Below are 16,484 nucleotides of genomic sequence, written 5' to 3'. Positions count from 1 at the left end.
AATTTCAGTCTGCCTGCCGTCTCATAAAGGCAGGCACAGAAAGATCGAGATCCTCTTCGTCTTCATGAACACCTGTCTTAAGCGACTTCATCGTTTCTTGATCCATTTTCCTTACAAAAGTAGGAATTCTTATGTCGCTCCTATGAAGCGCTGATGCGGATACGTTTCGTTTTCCACCAGGATCCTCAAATCCTGTGGCAATCACTGTAACCCTTACCTCATCCCCCATATTGTCATCAATCACCATTCCGAAAATCACATTTGCATCTTCATGGGCCTCCGCCTGAATCATAGAGGAAGCTTCGTTAACTTCATAGAGTGTTAGATTGGAACTCCCCGTGATATTCAGTAAAAGTCCCCTCGCACCTTGAATACTGTTATCCTCTAGAAGAGGAGATGATATAGCCTTTTGGGCAGCCTCCACAGCTCGATTCTCACCGGATGCTGTTCCAATACCCATTAGGGCAAGACCCATATTGGCCATTACCGTTTTCACGTCTGCGAAGTCCAGGTTAATTAAACCGTTTACATTGATAAGATCTGAGATCCCTTTCACAGCATGATAGAGCACATCGTCTGCCTTTTTAAAAGCCTCAAGGACAGAGATGTTTCGACCACCGAGGCTCAAAAGTCGCTGATTAGGTACCACAATAAGGGTGTCCACTATTTCCCGGAGCCGAGCGATACCCTCTTCAGCCTGTTTAATTCTGATCTTCCCCTCAAACTGAAACGGTTTTGTAACAACAGCCACTGTTAGAGCACCAATTTCCCTGCATAGTTCTGCAACCACCGGTGCTGCACCTGTACCTGTTCCACCACCGAGGCCCGCTGTTATGAAGACCATGTCTGACCCTTCGAGATATTTAAATAGGAGGTCCTTCGTCTCCAGAGCCGCCTTTTTACCTATTTCCGGATCTGCACCAGCTCCCAGTCCCTTCGTAACCTCTGCACCTAGTTGAATCTTTATCGGCGCTGACGATACCCTGAGACACTGGATATCCGTATTAGCGCAGAGAAAATCCACACCGGTAAGATTATAGGAAATCATTGTATTTACCGCATTGTTACCACACCCACCAACACCGATAACCCTTATCTTCGCACCTTGCACATTGCAAGTATCTGCAAACTCAAACATACCTAGCCCTCCTATTTTAGAAAAATTCCAAAACCCAACGCTTTAACCTTGTAAATAACCCACCGAAAAGGCCTGAACCCATCCGAGTTCTCCCCTGGGCTATCTCCTTTGTACCATAGATGATCAATCCTACTCCCGTGGCATAGGCAGGACTGCTCACGAGATCGCCCATTCCACCTACCCCCACGGGATAACCGCAACGAACAGGAACGTTGAAGAGATGTTCTGCCAACTCCACAATCCCGGGCAAAAGTGCAGTTCCTCCCGTTAGCACCACACCTGCACCGAGGAGATCTTCACAACCCGAACGGATAATCTCTCGGTAGGCAAGATTCAGAATTTCTTCCATGCGAGGTTCTATAATCCTTACTAGAATCTGGCGTGACACCTCTCGTGGTTCTCGCCCCCCCACGCTTGGTACCTCTATAACCTCATCCCTGGGAATGAGGGGCATATAGGCACAGCCGAAGTGAATCTTTATCTTCTCCGCCTCAGCGGGCGGCGTACGCAGACCTATGGAAATATCACTTGTCAGGTACTGGCCACCTACAGGAATAACAGCCGTATGTTTGACACTTCCTTCAGTAAAGACAGCGATGTTTGTTGTGCCACCACCTATATCCACAAGGGCTACCCCCAACTCCTTTTCATCTTCACTAAGAATAGCCTCACTGGCGGCAAGTTGTTCTAAAACAATTTCTTCTATCTCAAGACCCGCCCTGTTAACCGATTTCACCACATTCTGGATGGACGTGGTAATACCTGTGACTATGTGAACTTTCGCTTCCAGACGCACACCAGACATCCCTATTGGGTCCTTAATTCCGTCTTGACCATCCACAACAAAGCTCTGCGGAATCGAGTGAATAATCTCTCTATCAAGAGGTAGAGCAATAGCCTTTGATGCCTCAATAGCCCGCTGCACGTCATCTCCATCCACTTCCCTGCCTTTTACACCCACAATCCCTAGACTGTTCTGTGATTTAATATGACCCCCTGCAATACCAACATAAACAGAACGTATACTACAACCCGACATCTTTTCAGCTTCTCCAAGCGCACCCTTAATGGACTCCACCGTACTCTCAATGTTTACTACCACTCCCTTGCGGAGACCTTCAGATGGTTGGACTCCTATCCCCACTATATCAACACCATCTTCCTTTGCTTCTCCTACAATCATACAGGTTTTTGTTGTTCCAATATCCAATCCTGCCACAATACTGGCTTTTTTGCCCATCTAATTTGCTTTACCTCCTATATCTTGTATCTACCCTTCAGAGGTACCACATCACGTGGTGAAACAACGTTTCTCATTTGCACGGTAATTTGACCAGGGTTGTTAAGATCCACCATTAGGAAGCCACCTTTTACCTGTCTTTTATCCAAATCGGCAATAACGCTCGCCAGATAACGTAATTTTTCCTCGAAATTGCCTGTTCCGATGCGCAAACCGTAACCATCCGTGGTAAAGAGCAAGAACCCCTCTTTACTGCTCCAGTGAACCTCAGCAACATGCTCCAGACGAGGATAGGTAGAACGGGTTGACAGATATCGGAGTAAATCAAGATATCTCTCTATAGCACTTGCCCAGCCATCATTTTCATCCCCACTCAGCGTCAAAACGGGAAGATCCACCTCATCATCCTGTGAAACCTTCTTGAACACCACACCATGACTGTCCACAAAGTAAAATCCATCATGCATACACAGAAAGGCCACTGGTTCTCTTTCCCTTACTTCTATCACTATCCGGTCGGGATACTCTCTCCCCACAAAGGCTTCCCTGACCCACGGATTCAACTTAACCCTTGTAGCTACACCTTCAAGGTCAATGTTCAATATACATCGACCCTTCTGCACATTCGCCAATTTAAGAATCTCTTCTTCCCTCACCTTCCTTGCCCCTCTTACAACGACATCCTTTACTTCAAAGCACGGCAACGTAATAATCTGAGCGTACAAATAAACGCCACACAGGGAAAGTAAAAGCACACTGAAAAGGATAAACAGAGACGATAAAATTTCCCGCAAAATCTCTTTGAAATGGCGTTTCGTCCTCTGCTTCAAAACCTCCAAACGATACTGTTTCTTTCTAAATGTTCTTGTACTTATTCCACTAGTCATCCCCGACAACGACCACCTCTGATTCCAGGAGAACACCCTTCTCCCTATATACCTTCTCCCGGACCATCTCCATGAGGGTAAGAATATCTTTTGCTCGGGCATTTCCCAAATTCACAATGAAATTTCCATGCTTTTCTGATACCTGGGCCCCTCCGAGGGTCAAACCTTTCAATCCAACTTCCTCTATAAGACGACCTGCTACGTAACCTTCGGGATTTTTGAAAACCGACCCTACACTTTTGAATTCCTGAGGATGTTTTTCCTTTCTCTTACGCAGTATATCGCGCACGTAACCTCCAACCTTTGAGGGATCATCACGCCACAAAACAAAACTTCCTCCAACTATGACAGTACTTTCAGGAACATCCAACTTGCGGTAACAAAAAAGGAGTTTCTCAGCTGCCACAGTTTTTATCTCACCATTGGGAAACACGAAATCTACCGCTCGGGTAACATCTTTGATTTCCCTACCAAATGCCCCCGCATTCATCCTCAGAGCTCCACCCACTGTTCCCGGAATACCCGCACAGAACTCCACACCGCCAAAACCTTTCTCGACACACAGTGAAACCATCTGTGCCAGGGATACACCGGCCTGTGCATATATAACCACCTGGTTCCCATCCTCTTCTATACGCACCTGTCGAAGCTCGGCAAGGGACAGAAAAACCCCCCTGTAGCCTCCATCCCTAACAATGATATTGGTCATGCGACCCACCGGCAGAAAAGGTATCCCAACCGCATTTAGATACCTTATGATCTGTTTAACCTCCTCGAACGTACGGGGATAAACAAACGCATCAACAGTACCACCCACACCCATGGAAGTATATTCAGCAATAGGCAAGGAAAATTCTACGCGTCCCGAGCAGATCTCCATCAGCTTTTCTCTTACGCTTTCCCTCATCGGTGTTCAATCTCACCTAAGCCATTCTTTTCAATAAAGATTCTCCAACCTTCCAGACAGAACCCGCACCCTGGGTAATTACAACATCCGTTGGTCGGACTATCTCAACGAGAAAATCGACCACATCATCAAGGTTGGCAATATAATGCACCTCACCTTTGTTCCTCTCCTTCAAAGCACTAAAAAGAGCTTCGCCAGAAACACCAGGAATAGGATCCTCACTTGCAGCATAAATCTCAGTTACAATAAGAACATCAGCTTCAGGGAATGCTTTTGAAAACTCATCAAAGAGCGCCTTGGTTCTCGTGTACCTGTGGGGTTGAAAAACCACAATCAACCTTCGTCCATCCCACATCATTCTTGCAGCTGCCAACGTTTCATAAATTTCAGTGGGATGGTGACCATAGTCGTCCACCACCGTAACACCGTTCACTTCCCCCTTAACCTCAAGGCGGCGATGAACCCCAGAGAACTGTCTGAGTCCCTCTCTAATATCCTCAAAATCCATATCCAGTTCCCGACCCACGGCTACAGCTGCCAATGAGTTGTACACATTGAATCGTCCTGGTACGTTTATCTCAACCTGACCCAACGTACTACCTTGGTAGCACACAGTAAACAGGGAGGAACGGCCTAAAAACTTTATATCCCGTGCTCTATAATCTCCATTTTTAATACCATACGTCACAATCCTTCTCTTTACCTCTGGTAGAATACAAAGAACGTTGGGATCGTCACCGCAGACAACAGCGCATCCATAAAAAGGAACGCTATTCGCGAATTTCAGAAAAGATTCCCTGATGTCCTCAATCCCTCGATAGAAATCCAGATGTTCACGATCTATGTTTGTAATTACTGCAATGTGTGGGTTGAGTTTCAAAAAAGAACCATCACTCTCATCGGCCTCTGCCACTATCAACTCACCACCTCCAAGACGGGCATTGCTGCCAATGCTCATTAATTTACCCCCAATGACCATCGTAGGATCCAGTCCTCCTGCGGCAAGCACAGTGGCGATCATAGAGGTAGTGGTCGTTTTTCCATGGCTGCCCGAAATAGCTATGGAAAACTTCATTTTCAGGAGTTCAGCCAGCATCTCGGCCCTTGGGATAACAGGGATTCCTCTCCTAAGTGCTTCTAGAACTTCTGGATTATCACTGCGCACCGCAGTGGAAGTAACCACCACGTCGGTCTGCCCTACATTGCGGCGGTCGTGCCCTTTATATATGCGAGCCCCAAGTGTCTCCAATCTATGAGTGATATCCGAAAGTGCTATGTCGGAACCAGATACGTTATAGCCCAAGTTCAGAAGGACCTCGGCGATACCACTCATCCCGATTCCGCCGATACCAACGAAATGGATATTCCGCACCTTCCATTTCATGGCATCCGCACGTGAGTAACTGTTCCTCTCCTTCTTCATCATTCTCTTCACTCTCTTATGTGACTGATTTCTCCATTAATAAAGTTAGACATTCATCAACTATGGCCTTCGCTGCCTCTCTTTTCCCCAAACTCCTTGCCCTTTCCTCCATGTAACTCAACTTTTGAGGGTCATGTATACATTCAATTATGATGTTTGCCAATCTTTCTCCCGTAAGATACTTTTCCGGCAAAAGTATAGCGGCACCCTCTCTGGCAAGGTACTCAGCATTCTTTGCCTGGTGATCGTTCACCGCATAGGGATACGGAACGAGTATAGAAGCCTTTCCCGCAATGGTTATTTCAGCTACCGTTGAAGCCCCTGCCCTACATACGAGCAAATCCGCCTCGGCATAAGCACGAGCCATATCCATTGTAAAGGGAAAAACACAAGCCTCAAAACCTCGCTCCCTGTACATTTTTTCTGCTTCGCTAAGATCATGCTCACCTGTCTGATGAACAATTCTTATCAGATTCCTCATCTCCTCAAGGTAGTTCAACGCTTCTAGGAAAGTCCTGTTTAAAGTCCTAGCCCCCTGACTACCCCCGAATACAAGAATAGTAAACTTCCCATTTCTTTTTCTTTCGTGGAAAGACGCCTCCAAAAAAGCAGAACGAACGGGGTTTCCCGTTACTCTCACCTTAGCTTGGTCGAAACATCCCATTTCATCGGGGAAACTCAAAAAAACACGATCCACAAAGTGCCCCAAAATTCTATTTGTCATGCCGGGAATTGCGTTTTGCTCTGCAATCACGCTGGGAATCCCCATTATAACAGCCATTAGTACCGCCGGACCTGAGGCGTATCCTCCCACTCCAACGACTATGTGAGGGACATAGGTTTTCAGGATTCTTCGTGATTCAGCAAAACTTTTCGGAAGCTTTAACAGAGCAGCAACCGTCTTCAAAATCCCTCTTCTTTTAATCCCTTCAACATCTATGAAGCGAAGAGGAAAACCGAGTTCTTCAAGTACCTTTTTCTCTATCCCCTTTCTCGTCCCTATAAAAAGTACCCTGTTTTTGCTAGATCTCTTCATAAATTCCTCAGCAATGGCTATTCCTGGGAAGAGATGTCCTCCTGTCCCACCTCCAGCAATGATTACCTTTATACCTTCTTTATTAATCACGACTCGATATATTCAAAAGCATTCCAACTGCCGCCATACTCATAACAAGGGAACTCCCCCCGTAACTCATAAATGGCAGGGCCAATCCCTTCACAGGAACCAATCCCATAACACCTGCTATATTTATAAAAGCCTCAAGGGCTAGCAACACTGTCAACCCCGAAGCGAGCAACATACCGAAAAGATCCGGTGCCCGCATGGATATTACAAACCCTCTGTAGACGAGTATCCCAAAAAGAATAATGACCACAGCAACACCGAAGAATCCCATTTCTTCCGCCACAACCGCCAAAATGAAATCCGTGTGGGGTTCAGGCAAATAGAATAGTTTCTGCATACCATCCCCCAGCCCCACACCGAAAGTTCCACCCGATCCGAAGGAGAGAAATGACTGTATGATCTGAAAACCCGTACTATGAGGATTGCTCCAGGGATCCAAAAAGGCAGTCAAGCGCTTCAACCTGTAAGCCTTGCTAACCAAAAGCCAGACAAAAAAAGGAATAGACATCATTCCTGTGATAACTAAATAACGGAGTCTACAACCGGCGATGTAAAGCATTACAATAGAAATAACCCCAACCATTACAGCAGTCCCAAAATCAGGCTCCCTTAGTATAAGGAAAATCACAGCCAGAACTACCGTAAGGGGCAGCACAATGCCCCTTTTAGGATCCTTAAGGAGATCGTACTTTCGCGAGAGAAAATGAGCCATGAAAAGTACTACAGCCACTTTTGCAAGTTCTGACACCTGTATGGAAAACACTCCTAGTCTCAACCACCGTTTCGCACCCCCTATCTGAGGTCCGAAAGGTGGGATCAGTACAAGTATGAGCAGAAAAATAGATATTATAACGGTAGGGTAAGCAAGCTTTTGCAACCATTCATACGGCATTTTCATAAAATATACCATGATGGGGAAACCAAATAACAACAACATAAGCAGATGCTTTTTCAGGAAGAATTGAGGATCCCTGAACCTTTCAAGTGCCATTATAGAACTAGAGCTATAAATCATAATCGTTCCCATGATAATAAGGATAAGCACCACAGCAAACAGAACTTTATCGGGTGTACCCAAGTTCTTCCCTTCATCCACCACTTCTACCAATCTCCCTTACGACGCTTTTGAAAAACTCCCCCCGTTCCCTGTAATCTCTAAACTCATCAAAACTGGCACATCCCGGCGAAAGAAGGACAATTTCCCCGGGAAGGGCCAAACTGTATGCCTCATAGATACCATCTCTCAAACGGGGAACAACGACCATGGACACAGTGTCTTCTAAACTCTTTGCTATCTTATCCCTTGCCTCACCAAAGAGAACAAGGTTCTTCACTCGCTTTTTAATTACATTCCTCAAGCTCGCGAAATCGCCATCTTTGTCCTTTCCACCCATAAGAAGGATCACAGATCTATCTTCAAATGTTTCCAAGGCCCTTCGCACTGAATCGACATTGGTACTCTTCGAATCATCGTAGAATTCCACTCCTCTCACCTGGCCTGCAAACTCAATCCTATGAGGAAGAGTCCTGAACAACGGCAGAGATTTCTTTATACTTTCCACCGAACATCCACATAGACGAGCAATTGCAATGGCTGCCATCGCGTTTTCGGCATTATGCCTTCCCTTAAGAGAAAGAATCGAAAGAGGATATGATTCAGAAGAACCATCCGTATTGATATAATGAATGGCGTTATTTTGCAGATACACATTGCAGTCTAAGGAAGATCCGCCCGAACTGAAAACAACCACGTTCGATCTAAGAGTGGACCGAAGTTCTGATGTACGAGCATCACTAGCATTAAGAACCGCATAATCCCTCTCTGTCTGATTTGCAAAAATGCGTTCTTTTGCGGCTCTATATTCATCCATAGAACCGTGATAATCAAGATGGTCATTTGTCACGTTAAGATTGGCAGCGATATAAGGATGGAAATCATTCACCCACTGCAGCTGAAAACTGCTAACCTCCACTACACAGTAATCATCCTCCTGAGGACCGTCCACATAACTTATCAGCGGATTTCCGATATTCCCCCCCACGAAGACATGCATACCTCCTTGCTCGAGGAGAAATCCCGTAAGAGAAACCGTCGTCGTCTTTCCGTTGGTACCCGTAACAGCTATAATTGGTCGCTTCAAAAAACGCGCGGCAACTTCTATTTCACTGAGAACCTTCACATGTCCAGATGCTGCTCTGAGAATCACATTGTTCGGAGGAACACCCGGCGATGGTATCACCAGATCCATCCCATCTAATGCTTCTTCGCTATGGGGAACCACCATAAGTCTATCCCCGCAGTGCTCAAGTAAACTTACAGCTTCAGGAATCTGATGGAGGGGTTTTATGTCTGTTACAAAAACGTAAGCCCCCCTCTTAAGGAGAAATCTCGCAACAGCTATACCCGTACGTGCAAGCCCAACCACGAGAACCCTTTTCCCTTTAAAATCCACAATAATCACCTCAATTTAAGTGTACTTATGGCAAGCAACGCAAGGAGTATTGAAATGATCCAGAAACGAACGATTATTTTAGGCTCCGCCCATCCCTTAAGTTCAAAATGGTGATGTAGAGGTGCCATGCGAAAGATTCTCTTCCCGTGCGACAGCTTAAACCATCCTACCTGAAAAATCACAGAAACAGTTTCCAAAACAAAAACACCACCCACAATTGCAAGAAGAATCTCCTGTTTGGTAAGTATGGCCAGCGTTCCCAATGCACCACCGAGGGCAAGTGCACCCACATCACCCATGAAAACTTGGGCAGGATATGCGTTGTACCAGAGGAATCCCAATCCCGCACCAACCATTGCTCCACAGAATATCGCCAACTCTCCCGTACCTGAAACGTAAGGAATCTGCAGATAATTGGCAATCTTTACATTACCTGAAAAGTAAGAAAAAAGGAGGTAAGTCATAAAACATACAATCACCGGGCCGATGGCGAGACCGTCCAGACCATCTGTCAGGTTAACGGCATTTGCACAACCCACGATGATAAAAACAGTAAGGAGCACATACCCCCAACCGATATCGGGTAAAACAGTCTTGAAGAACGGCATGGTTACTGCTGAGCTGAAATTTGGTTTGAAGTAAAGGACAAGGCCAACAAAAAATGCAACAGTTATCTCGGCCAGAAGGCGTACTCGTCCCGGGAGGCCCTTACTATTCTCCCGTGTCAATTTGAGATAGTCATCGAAAAAACCGATAAGACCAAACGACACAGTCACCATAATTACCAGCCAGATATAAGGATTTGTTAGATTAGCCCAAAGAAGAGTCGATATAATAACGGCGAATATGATCATTAGTCCCCCCATCGTGGGAGTTCCTTCCTTGGACAAATGACTACTTGGACCATCTTCTCTTATCGGTTGTTTGAGCTGCAGTTCTTGCAGCTTCCTTATCAACCAAGGTCCTATGATAAAGCAGATTACCAGAGCGGTGACTGTCGCGTAGATGGTTCTAAAGGTAATGTAGCGGAAAACATTGAAAAAGGAGAATACTGTGTGGAGTGGGTACAGAAGATGGTAGATCACACCCGACCCTCCTTGTCTTCCTTCAAACCCACAATTTCCACAATCTTTGCAACAACTTCTTCCATTTTTGTTCGGCGCGAACCCTTAACTAGAACCCAATCACCATCTGATAGGATAGCGGCGCATCGTTCAGCTAACTCCCTATTATCCTCCACGATATGGATCTTCTTTCCATCGAAACCATATGACAAGGCACCCATTGCTAGCTCTCCCGCAAACTCTCCCTTGAGGAACAACCCATCCACACCCACCTCCGCAAGAAGAGAACCTATCTTTCGATGCCATAAAGGCGCATCTTTTCCCAATTCCAGCATATCTCCCAACACAACAATACTGCGCCCGTTTTTGTTTAACTCGGCTAGAGTATGAATTGCCTCCCTGACTGATGAGGGATTTGCATTGTAAGTGTCGTCCAACACAAAAGCTCCATTTAAAAGTTTCAATACGTTCATCCTTCCCGAAATGGGACGAACAGTCTCCAGACCTTTTTTGATACAATCAAACGGTACACCTGCTGCCAAAGCCGCTGCTGTTGCTGCAAGGGCATTCCCCAATTGATGTTGCCCTATCAACCTTAAAAAAACCCGATCAGTAACTTCCCTTACGTTCAAGGTGAAACATATACCTTCCTCGCCCAGGGTAATATCAGAGGCACTGACATCAGCATTATATCTTATAGAAAAGGTTATACATCGGTGTTTACTCCCGCACACGTACCTTCTAAGAAATGCATCATCTACGTTAAGCACAACTGTGCCCCCCCCGGGCATATACCGGAATAGATCCACCTTCTCCTCAAAAACACCCTCAATTGACTTGAGACCTTCCAAATGTGCGGGACCAATATTTGTAACAACACCAACAGTAGGAAGGGCAATCTCTGTAAGACGGCGTATCTCCCCAGGAGAATTTGTTCCCATTTCAAGCACGGCAGCTACATGCCTACCTTCAAGCCGAAGCAAGGTAAGGGGCAAACCAACTAGATTATTAAAATTCTTCTCTGTTCTAAGGGTTGGTCCTAACTGAGAAAAAACTGCTGCAATTATCTCCTTCGTTGTGGTCTTTCCGGAGCTCCCTGTAATAGCCACCACAGGTCCAGAAAATCTATCTCTGACAAAAGTGGCAATATCTCCCAGGGCCTTAAGAGTATCTTTTACAGAAATAATCGTCGCATCATAACTCTTATTGAGGGAAATATGCCGTGACACAAGCACACCCTTGGCCCCTTTTTGCAGAGCATTTTCTGCGAAATCGTGGCCGTCGAACCTCTCCCCAATGAGACATATGAAGAGTTCTTCCCGGTTAACCGTGCGGGAATCTGTACTCACTCCAGAAAACTCCACATCAGCACTCCCTCTCACTATGTACCCACCTGTTGCTCGGGTAATATCTTTCGCCGTCAGCTTCACTTCCCATTAACACCTTCGTAAAATATTCAACTATGGTACCTCTCCAGAGCTTCCCGTGCTACTACCCGATCATCAAAGAAGATCTTTCTATCACCTATGATCTGGTAGTCCTCATGACCCTTACCCGCAACCAGCACAATATCCCCAGGTCTTGCCTGACTTATAGCTAATTCAATGGCCTCCCTCCGGTCCGGTATAACGGAGTAGATCTTTCCTTGGTGATCAAACGATCTTTCTGGAGAAACATTACGCGCTAAATCTTTTATACCACTCTCTATCTCTGCAATTATAGAAAGAGGGTCTTCGGAACGGGGATTATCAGAGGTAATCACGATCCAGTCACTACCTTCCAAGGCAGCCCTTCCCATCAGTGGCCGCTTACCCCTGTCCCTGTCACCACCACATCCAAAAACCGTTATGACACGTGATGTTTTAAACTCCCTCAGATTCCCCAAAACCTTACTTAAGGCATCTTCAGTATGTGCGTAATCCACAAAAACACAAGGCTGACCATCCCTACTAATCTTCTCTAAACGCCCAGGAACACACTTTAGAGAGGCCACCCCATCGATGATGTCTTTTGCTCCTACACCTAGTACCAGTCCACAGGCAACCACTGCAAGGATATTCGAGAGGTTGAATTTTCCTATCAGAGGAGAATTTAAGGTTAACACAACACCACCTGCGGCTACCTCGGCAAATATCCCCTCCAAAGTGCATTCATAGTGAAGAGGTCTAATATTGGCGGCACTCTCAACACCATATGTGCACGCCTTAAGAGGAACATCCCTTAGCAGTCTTTTACCCCACATATCATCCACATTAACGATCATACCCCGTTCCCTTTTCTTCGGTGAACACGCGAGAATTTCTGAGAAAAAACGCCTCTTCGCATTGAAATAATTTTCCATGTTTCCATGAAAATCGAGGTGATCCCTGGAGAGATTGGTAAAGATACCTACATCAAATTCGCAGTCGTCAACACGTTTCAATGCCAAAGCATGGGAAGATACTTCTGCAACAACCACCTTTACCCCACTTTCTTTCATATCATAGAGCATCCTCTGAAAATCACAGGATTCTGGAGTCGTATTAGAAGCTGGAATTTCTCGACCTTCAAAACGGTAGTTTATTGTTCCCAGTACACCACAATTAACACCCGCTTTTCTAAATATGGACTCCAACAGATAGGTAATCGTCGTTTTACCGTTCGTGCCTACCACACCAATCAAACAGAGAGAACGGGATGGATTACGGTAAAAATTCCGGCTAAATTTCCCAAGTGCGTCCCGGGCATCTCTGACCTTTACACCAGTCACATTACTAGGAAAAATTAAGTCTTTTTCATGTACAATAACACGTGCTCCACGAGAAATCGCCTCTTGAACGTACGCATGTCCATCGGTTTTGAATCCTGGAATTGCCACAAATAAGCTGTTTTCCTCGCACTGCCTAGAATCATAACACAGAGAGGTAACTTCCACTTCAAGATCACCCTTTACGGAAATTACTTCTGTATCTCTTATCACATCCCGTAATCTCAAATTACATCCCCCTGCTAAAGATCACTTTACAAAACCTTGACCTACCAAAAACTGCACCTGGCAACGGGTCCTGTTTTACAGCCCAACCACTTCCCTCTATACTTAGTTCCACGCCCGTTTCCCTTGCTTTCCTGAATGCTTCTTTGATCGTCAGCCCTCTGAAATCGGGAACTCTATTCCCACTATCATCTATCCTATCCTCATTAACCACCACATATGGCTTTAAAGCTTCAGCAAGTCTTATATTTCCTTTCCACTGATTTATACCATTTTCACCAACCAAACGGTCCCGGAGGTCCATTCTCCAGCATACCAGAATTTGTTCCCCGATCCTCTGAAAGAGTGGTGCAGATGCCAAACCACCCCAACGGTCTCTTCTGGGTTCGTCCAAAACCACAATAATTGCTAATTTTGGTTCCTCTGCCGGGAAAAATCCCATAAAGGTAGCCCAGACCCTATCCACGGAGTAAACCCCCTTTTTGAAATCAAATTTTTGAGACGTGCCCGTTTTCCCGGCCACAGATACGCTTTCTATTCTTGCCATCTTTCCTGTTCCATCGTCGTCACTTACCACAGATTTCATTATGGCCCTCATCTTTCTAGATGTCTCGTAAGAAAGAACTTGCCTTACTACCGTGGGTTGAAATGTTTCTACCACACGTCCACGAGAGTCAAGGATTTCCTTAACAACGTAGGGTCGCATAAGTATCCCAGAATTCGCAATCGCAGAAAGCGCCGTAACCAGCTGAAGAGGTGTTGCAGCTATCCCCTGACCAAAAGAAACCGCCACTGTATCCACTTTTCTCCAGTACGTGTAATGTCTTAACAGCCCTTGCGATTCTCCAGGCAAACCAACCCCCGTCTTTGATCCGAATCCAAATCTGCTCAAATATTTGTACAAACGCTCTCTGCCCAGTCGCTCCCCGATCTTTGCGGCTCCTATATTGCTTGAGTACTTAATAATCTCTCTAACGTTAAGATATCCGTATCGTTTGTGCTGAGCCTCATGAACGACGCGGTTACCTACTGTATAACGTCCCATTTCACAATAGAACCTGTCTCCCTCTCTCACTAATTTTTCCTCAAGGGCCGCTGCTACTACAAAAGGCTTCAAAACAGAACCGGGCTCGTAACTATCGGTTACTGCCCTATTTTTCCGAATAAAAGGAGGAATCTGCCTAAATTCGTTGGGATTGAACGCTGGTTCACTTGCCATAGCGAGGATCTCCCCTGTTCGAGGATCCATCACTATGACATGGCCGCCCTTTGCCGCTTTCTCTTTCACGGCCTCCCGCAACTGAGATTCCACCACGTGTTGGAGCTTACTGTCGAGAGTCAACACAAGATGATAGGTTTCCCCTTTACCGTCCGGACTCTGTTCAACACGAGGATAAAGGTGCCTACCCTTTGCATCTCTCACCCATACCAGCCTATCTGGTGTGCCCCGAAGGTACTTATCGTATTTCAACTCTAGACCTTCCAGGCCAACGGAGTCCATCCCCACAAAACCAAGAAGATGAGCAGCCAATTCTCCGTGAGGATAGTAACGTTTCGGCTCCTTTATCATATATATACCATCCAACCTCAATGCCTTGACCATTTCTGCTTTCTCGGGTGGTATGTGTCGGGCAATCCAGGAAAAACCACCGCTTCCTGTCAGTTTTCTATAAATATCATCCACATTCATTTCGAGGACTCTGGCTAGGTGATCAGCCACCACTTTGGGATTGCGAATTCTGCTAGGATCAGCACAAACTGACTCAACCATTAAGCTTACTGCAAGCTCAACACCATTGCGGTCATAAATTTTACCACGTTCAGGCAATATTTCAGCAACCTTAAAGTGCTGACGATTGGCAAGATTCTTGAGTGTTTCCCCTGAAATTATTTGTAATTGGAACGCTCGCGTCATCAAAGCGAGAAAAAATACCGCAAAACTTGCAAGTACAGTTGCTATCCGAAAACGAAGCCATTTTTTCTCTATGTAGGTCACTTTAAACCTACTCCTTTGACCTGATCAGGATAATCTGATCCTGTGAAGGAGGCCCAAGCCCTAGTCTTTCCTGAGCAATAGCACTGATACGCCGCGGCGATTTTAAACGGGCGATTTCTAGTTTTAACCTCTTCTGCTCCTCAAGGAGTGCAACTTGAACCTCCATTGCCTCCGCAATTTTGTACTCCAATCGCGTCATGTTTACGTGACTCCATACGTAAAGGAGGAATACCGACATAAATAGCAAAGCTAAAAAAACCCATCTTGATACAGATAAACCTCTAAGAGGGTTATACAAATATGAAAAGTGAGATTTGCTAAAAAACTGGTTCATATCCATCACTAGACTCTCTCTGAGGCTCTTAACTTTGCACTTCGAGCCCTGCGATTACGTTGCACTTCTTCGTCCGTAGGGCGAACGGGTTTTCTCGTTATCAATCTTATTTTTCTACTGTGACCACATATACAATGAGGAATGCGTGGGGCACAGACGCAATCCTTGGAGTAAAAAGTGAAAACTTCCTTAACAATACGATCCTCAAGGGAATGATAGGAAATGATAACCATTCTACCCGACGGATTAAGAGCTTCTATCCAGGCAGGGATGGCCTTCTTCAGATTCTCCAGTTCCCTATTTACGGCGATACGCAAAGCCTGAAATGTTTTCGTTGCCGGATTAATGGATCTCTTCGCCCCTGTTCGCAAAACTGACATGATCAGTTCTTTCAGCTCTTTCGTGGTTTCAATGGGCGAAGTTTCCCTCTTTTTGACTATAGCTTGTGCTATTTCTGCAGCCATCCTTTCCTCACCGTATCTCCAAATTATCTCCTCCAGCTCCTCAATACCAAATCTGTTAACTATCGTCTTCGCCGTTAGTCGACTCCTCCTGTCCATTCGCATATCCAGAGGACCATCCACGGAAAAGCCAAAACCCCGTTCTGGTGATGTAAGTTGATGCAGAGAAGGACCGAGGTCGAGAAGAACACCGTCAACCCGAAAAATGTTTAACCTGCCCAGGATATCTTCCACATCGGCAAAGTTACCTCTGATTAAAGTCACCCTATCGCCAAATTTTTTAAGATTTCTCTCAGCGGTTTTCAGAGCATCTTCGTCAAGGTCTATACCAATGAGTCTCCCATTTGGAGCCGACATTTCCAGAATCTTGTGAGCATGTCCTCCACCCCCAACAGTACCATCAACGTATATCCCTTCACTTCGACAATTAAGGTAGTAAGCCACCTCTTCAAGCAGAACAGGTACATGGAAATCACCCATCTTA

The 16,484-nt window shown here is 45.6% G+C and carries 14 protein-coding genes; all 14 read right to left on the bottom strand.

All coding sequences use genetic code 11. The features are described 5' to 3' along the window. Nucleotides 1–4: 4 nt before the first annotated feature. The 14 genes from ftsZ to rsmH are packed head-to-tail and all read right to left on the bottom strand — an operon-like array spanning nt 5 to nt 16,480. On the bottom strand, nt 5–1,138 hold the full coding sequence (gene ftsZ / locus N2317_02545; protein ID MCX7816377.1) for a cell division protein FtsZ: 1,134 nt from the start codon (nt 1,136–1,138) through the stop codon (nt 5–7). 16 nt (nt 1,139–1,154) lie between these two features. Continuing rightward, complete coding sequence (gene ftsA, locus N2317_02540) at nt 1,155–2,378, bottom strand: cell division protein FtsA (GenBank protein ID MCX7816376.1); 1,224 nt, start codon at nt 2,376–2,378, stop codon at nt 1,155–1,157. A gap of 17 nt (nt 2,379–2,395) precedes the next feature. Next, nucleotides 2,396–3,265, bottom strand: a complete 870-nt coding sequence (locus N2317_02535; GenBank protein MCX7816375.1) for an FtsQ-type POTRA domain-containing protein — start codon at nt 3,263–3,265, stop codon at nt 2,396–2,398. Then, nucleotides 3,258–4,172: a UDP-N-acetylmuramate dehydrogenase gene (murB, locus tag N2317_02530; protein MCX7816374.1), complete on the bottom strand. Its 915-nt coding sequence runs from the start codon at nt 4,170–4,172 to the stop codon at nt 3,258–3,260. Before murB ends, N2317_02535 begins: the two co-directional genes overlap by 8 nt. A 16-nt stretch (nt 4,173–4,188) precedes the next feature. Beyond that, nucleotides 4,189–5,598: a UDP-N-acetylmuramate--L-alanine ligase gene (murC, locus tag N2317_02525; GenBank protein ID MCX7816373.1), complete on the bottom strand. Its 1,410-nt coding sequence runs from the start codon at nt 5,596–5,598 to the stop codon at nt 4,189–4,191. A 13-nt stretch (nt 5,599–5,611) separates the two neighbouring features. Next, on the bottom strand, nt 5,612–6,721 hold the full coding sequence (murG, locus tag N2317_02520) for an undecaprenyldiphospho-muramoylpentapeptide beta-N-acetylglucosaminyltransferase (protein ID MCX7816372.1): 1,110 nt from the start codon (nt 6,719–6,721) through the stop codon (nt 5,612–5,614). Next, complete coding sequence (gene ftsW / locus N2317_02515) at nt 6,714–7,817, bottom strand: putative lipid II flippase FtsW (GenBank protein MCX7816371.1); 1,104 nt, start codon at nt 7,815–7,817, stop codon at nt 6,714–6,716. The genes murG and ftsW overlap by 8 nt, the downstream gene beginning before the upstream one ends. After that, on the bottom strand, nt 7,810–9,174 hold the full coding sequence (murD, locus tag N2317_02510; GenBank protein ID MCX7816370.1) for a UDP-N-acetylmuramoyl-L-alanine--D-glutamate ligase: 1,365 nt from the start codon (nt 9,172–9,174) through the stop codon (nt 7,810–7,812). The genes ftsW and murD overlap by 8 nt, the downstream gene beginning before the upstream one ends. Nucleotides 9,175–9,179: 5 nt before the next feature. Continuing rightward, a complete protein-coding gene (gene mraY / locus N2317_02505; GenBank protein ID MCX7816369.1) occupies nt 9,180–10,259 on the bottom strand; it encodes a phospho-N-acetylmuramoyl-pentapeptide-transferase in 1,080 nt (359 codons plus the stop codon). Further along, nucleotides 10,256–11,668 carry a UDP-N-acetylmuramoyl-tripeptide--D-alanyl-D-alanine ligase gene (locus tag N2317_02500; GenBank protein ID MCX7816368.1) on the bottom strand — a complete coding sequence of 471 codons (1,413 nt, stop codon included), beginning with the start codon at nt 11,666–11,668 and terminating at the stop codon, nt 10,256–10,258. Before N2317_02500 ends, mraY begins: the two co-directional genes overlap by 4 nt. A gap of 26 nt (nt 11,669–11,694) precedes the next feature. Further along, the gene (locus N2317_02495; protein ID MCX7816367.1) at nt 11,695–13,212 is read right to left on the bottom strand and encodes a UDP-N-acetylmuramoyl-L-alanyl-D-glutamate--2,6-diaminopimelate ligase; all 1,518 of its coding nucleotides are present in this window, start codon (nt 13,210–13,212) and stop codon (nt 11,695–11,697) included. Between the two features lies 1 nt (nt 13,213). Continuing rightward, nucleotides 13,214–15,205: a penicillin-binding transpeptidase domain-containing protein gene (locus N2317_02490; protein MCX7816366.1), complete on the bottom strand. Its 1,992-nt coding sequence runs from the start codon at nt 15,203–15,205 to the stop codon at nt 13,214–13,216. A gap of 7 nt (nt 15,206–15,212) precedes the next feature. Beyond that, nucleotides 15,213–15,539 (bottom strand): cell division protein FtsL, encoded by a 327-nt coding sequence (gene ftsL, locus N2317_02485; GenBank protein MCX7816365.1) that lies wholly within the window; start codon nt 15,537–15,539, stop codon nt 15,213–15,215. An 8-nt stretch (nt 15,540–15,547) separates the two neighbouring features. Next, a complete protein-coding gene (gene rsmH / locus N2317_02480; protein ID MCX7816364.1) occupies nt 15,548–16,480 on the bottom strand; it encodes a 16S rRNA (cytosine(1402)-N(4))-methyltransferase RsmH in 933 nt (310 codons plus the stop codon). Nucleotides 16,481–16,484: the final 4 nt, after the last annotated feature.

The organism is Syntrophales bacterium, assembly GCA_026417625.1.
Taxonomy (GTDB): Bacteria; Desulfobacterota; Syntrophia; order Syntrophales; family UBA8958; genus JAOACW01.
The sequence above is the reverse complement of the archived record's forward strand: the minus strand, read 5'-3'. Positions and strand labels throughout refer to the sequence as shown.

What these genes read in the sequence shown, in the direction of transcription:
- ftsZ (MCX7816377.1), bottom strand. Translation starts at nt 1,138, where the DNA reads ATGTTTGAGTTTGCAGATACTTGCAATGTGCAAGGTGCGAAGATAAGG.
- ftsA (MCX7816376.1), bottom strand. Translation starts at nt 2,378, where the DNA reads ATGGGCAAAAAAGCCAGTATTGTGGCAGGATTGGATATTGGAACAACA.
- N2317_02535 (MCX7816375.1), bottom strand. Translation starts at nt 3,265, where the DNA reads ATGACTAGTGGAATAAGTACAAGAACATTTAGAAAGAAACAGTATCGT.
- murB (MCX7816374.1), bottom strand. Translation starts at nt 4,172, where the DNA reads ATGAGGGAAAGCGTAAGAGAAAAGCTGATGGAGATCTGCTCGGGACGC.
- murC (MCX7816373.1), bottom strand. Translation starts at nt 5,598, where the DNA reads ATGATGAAGAAGGAGAGGAACAGTTACTCACGTGCGGATGCCATGAAA.
- ftsL (MCX7816365.1), bottom strand. Translation starts at nt 15,539, where the DNA reads ATGAACCAGTTTTTTAGCAAATCTCACTTTTCATATTTGTATAACCCT.
- rsmH (MCX7816364.1), bottom strand. Translation starts at nt 16,480, where the DNA reads ATGGGTGATTTCCATGTACCTGTTCTGCTTGAAGAGGTGGCTTACTAC.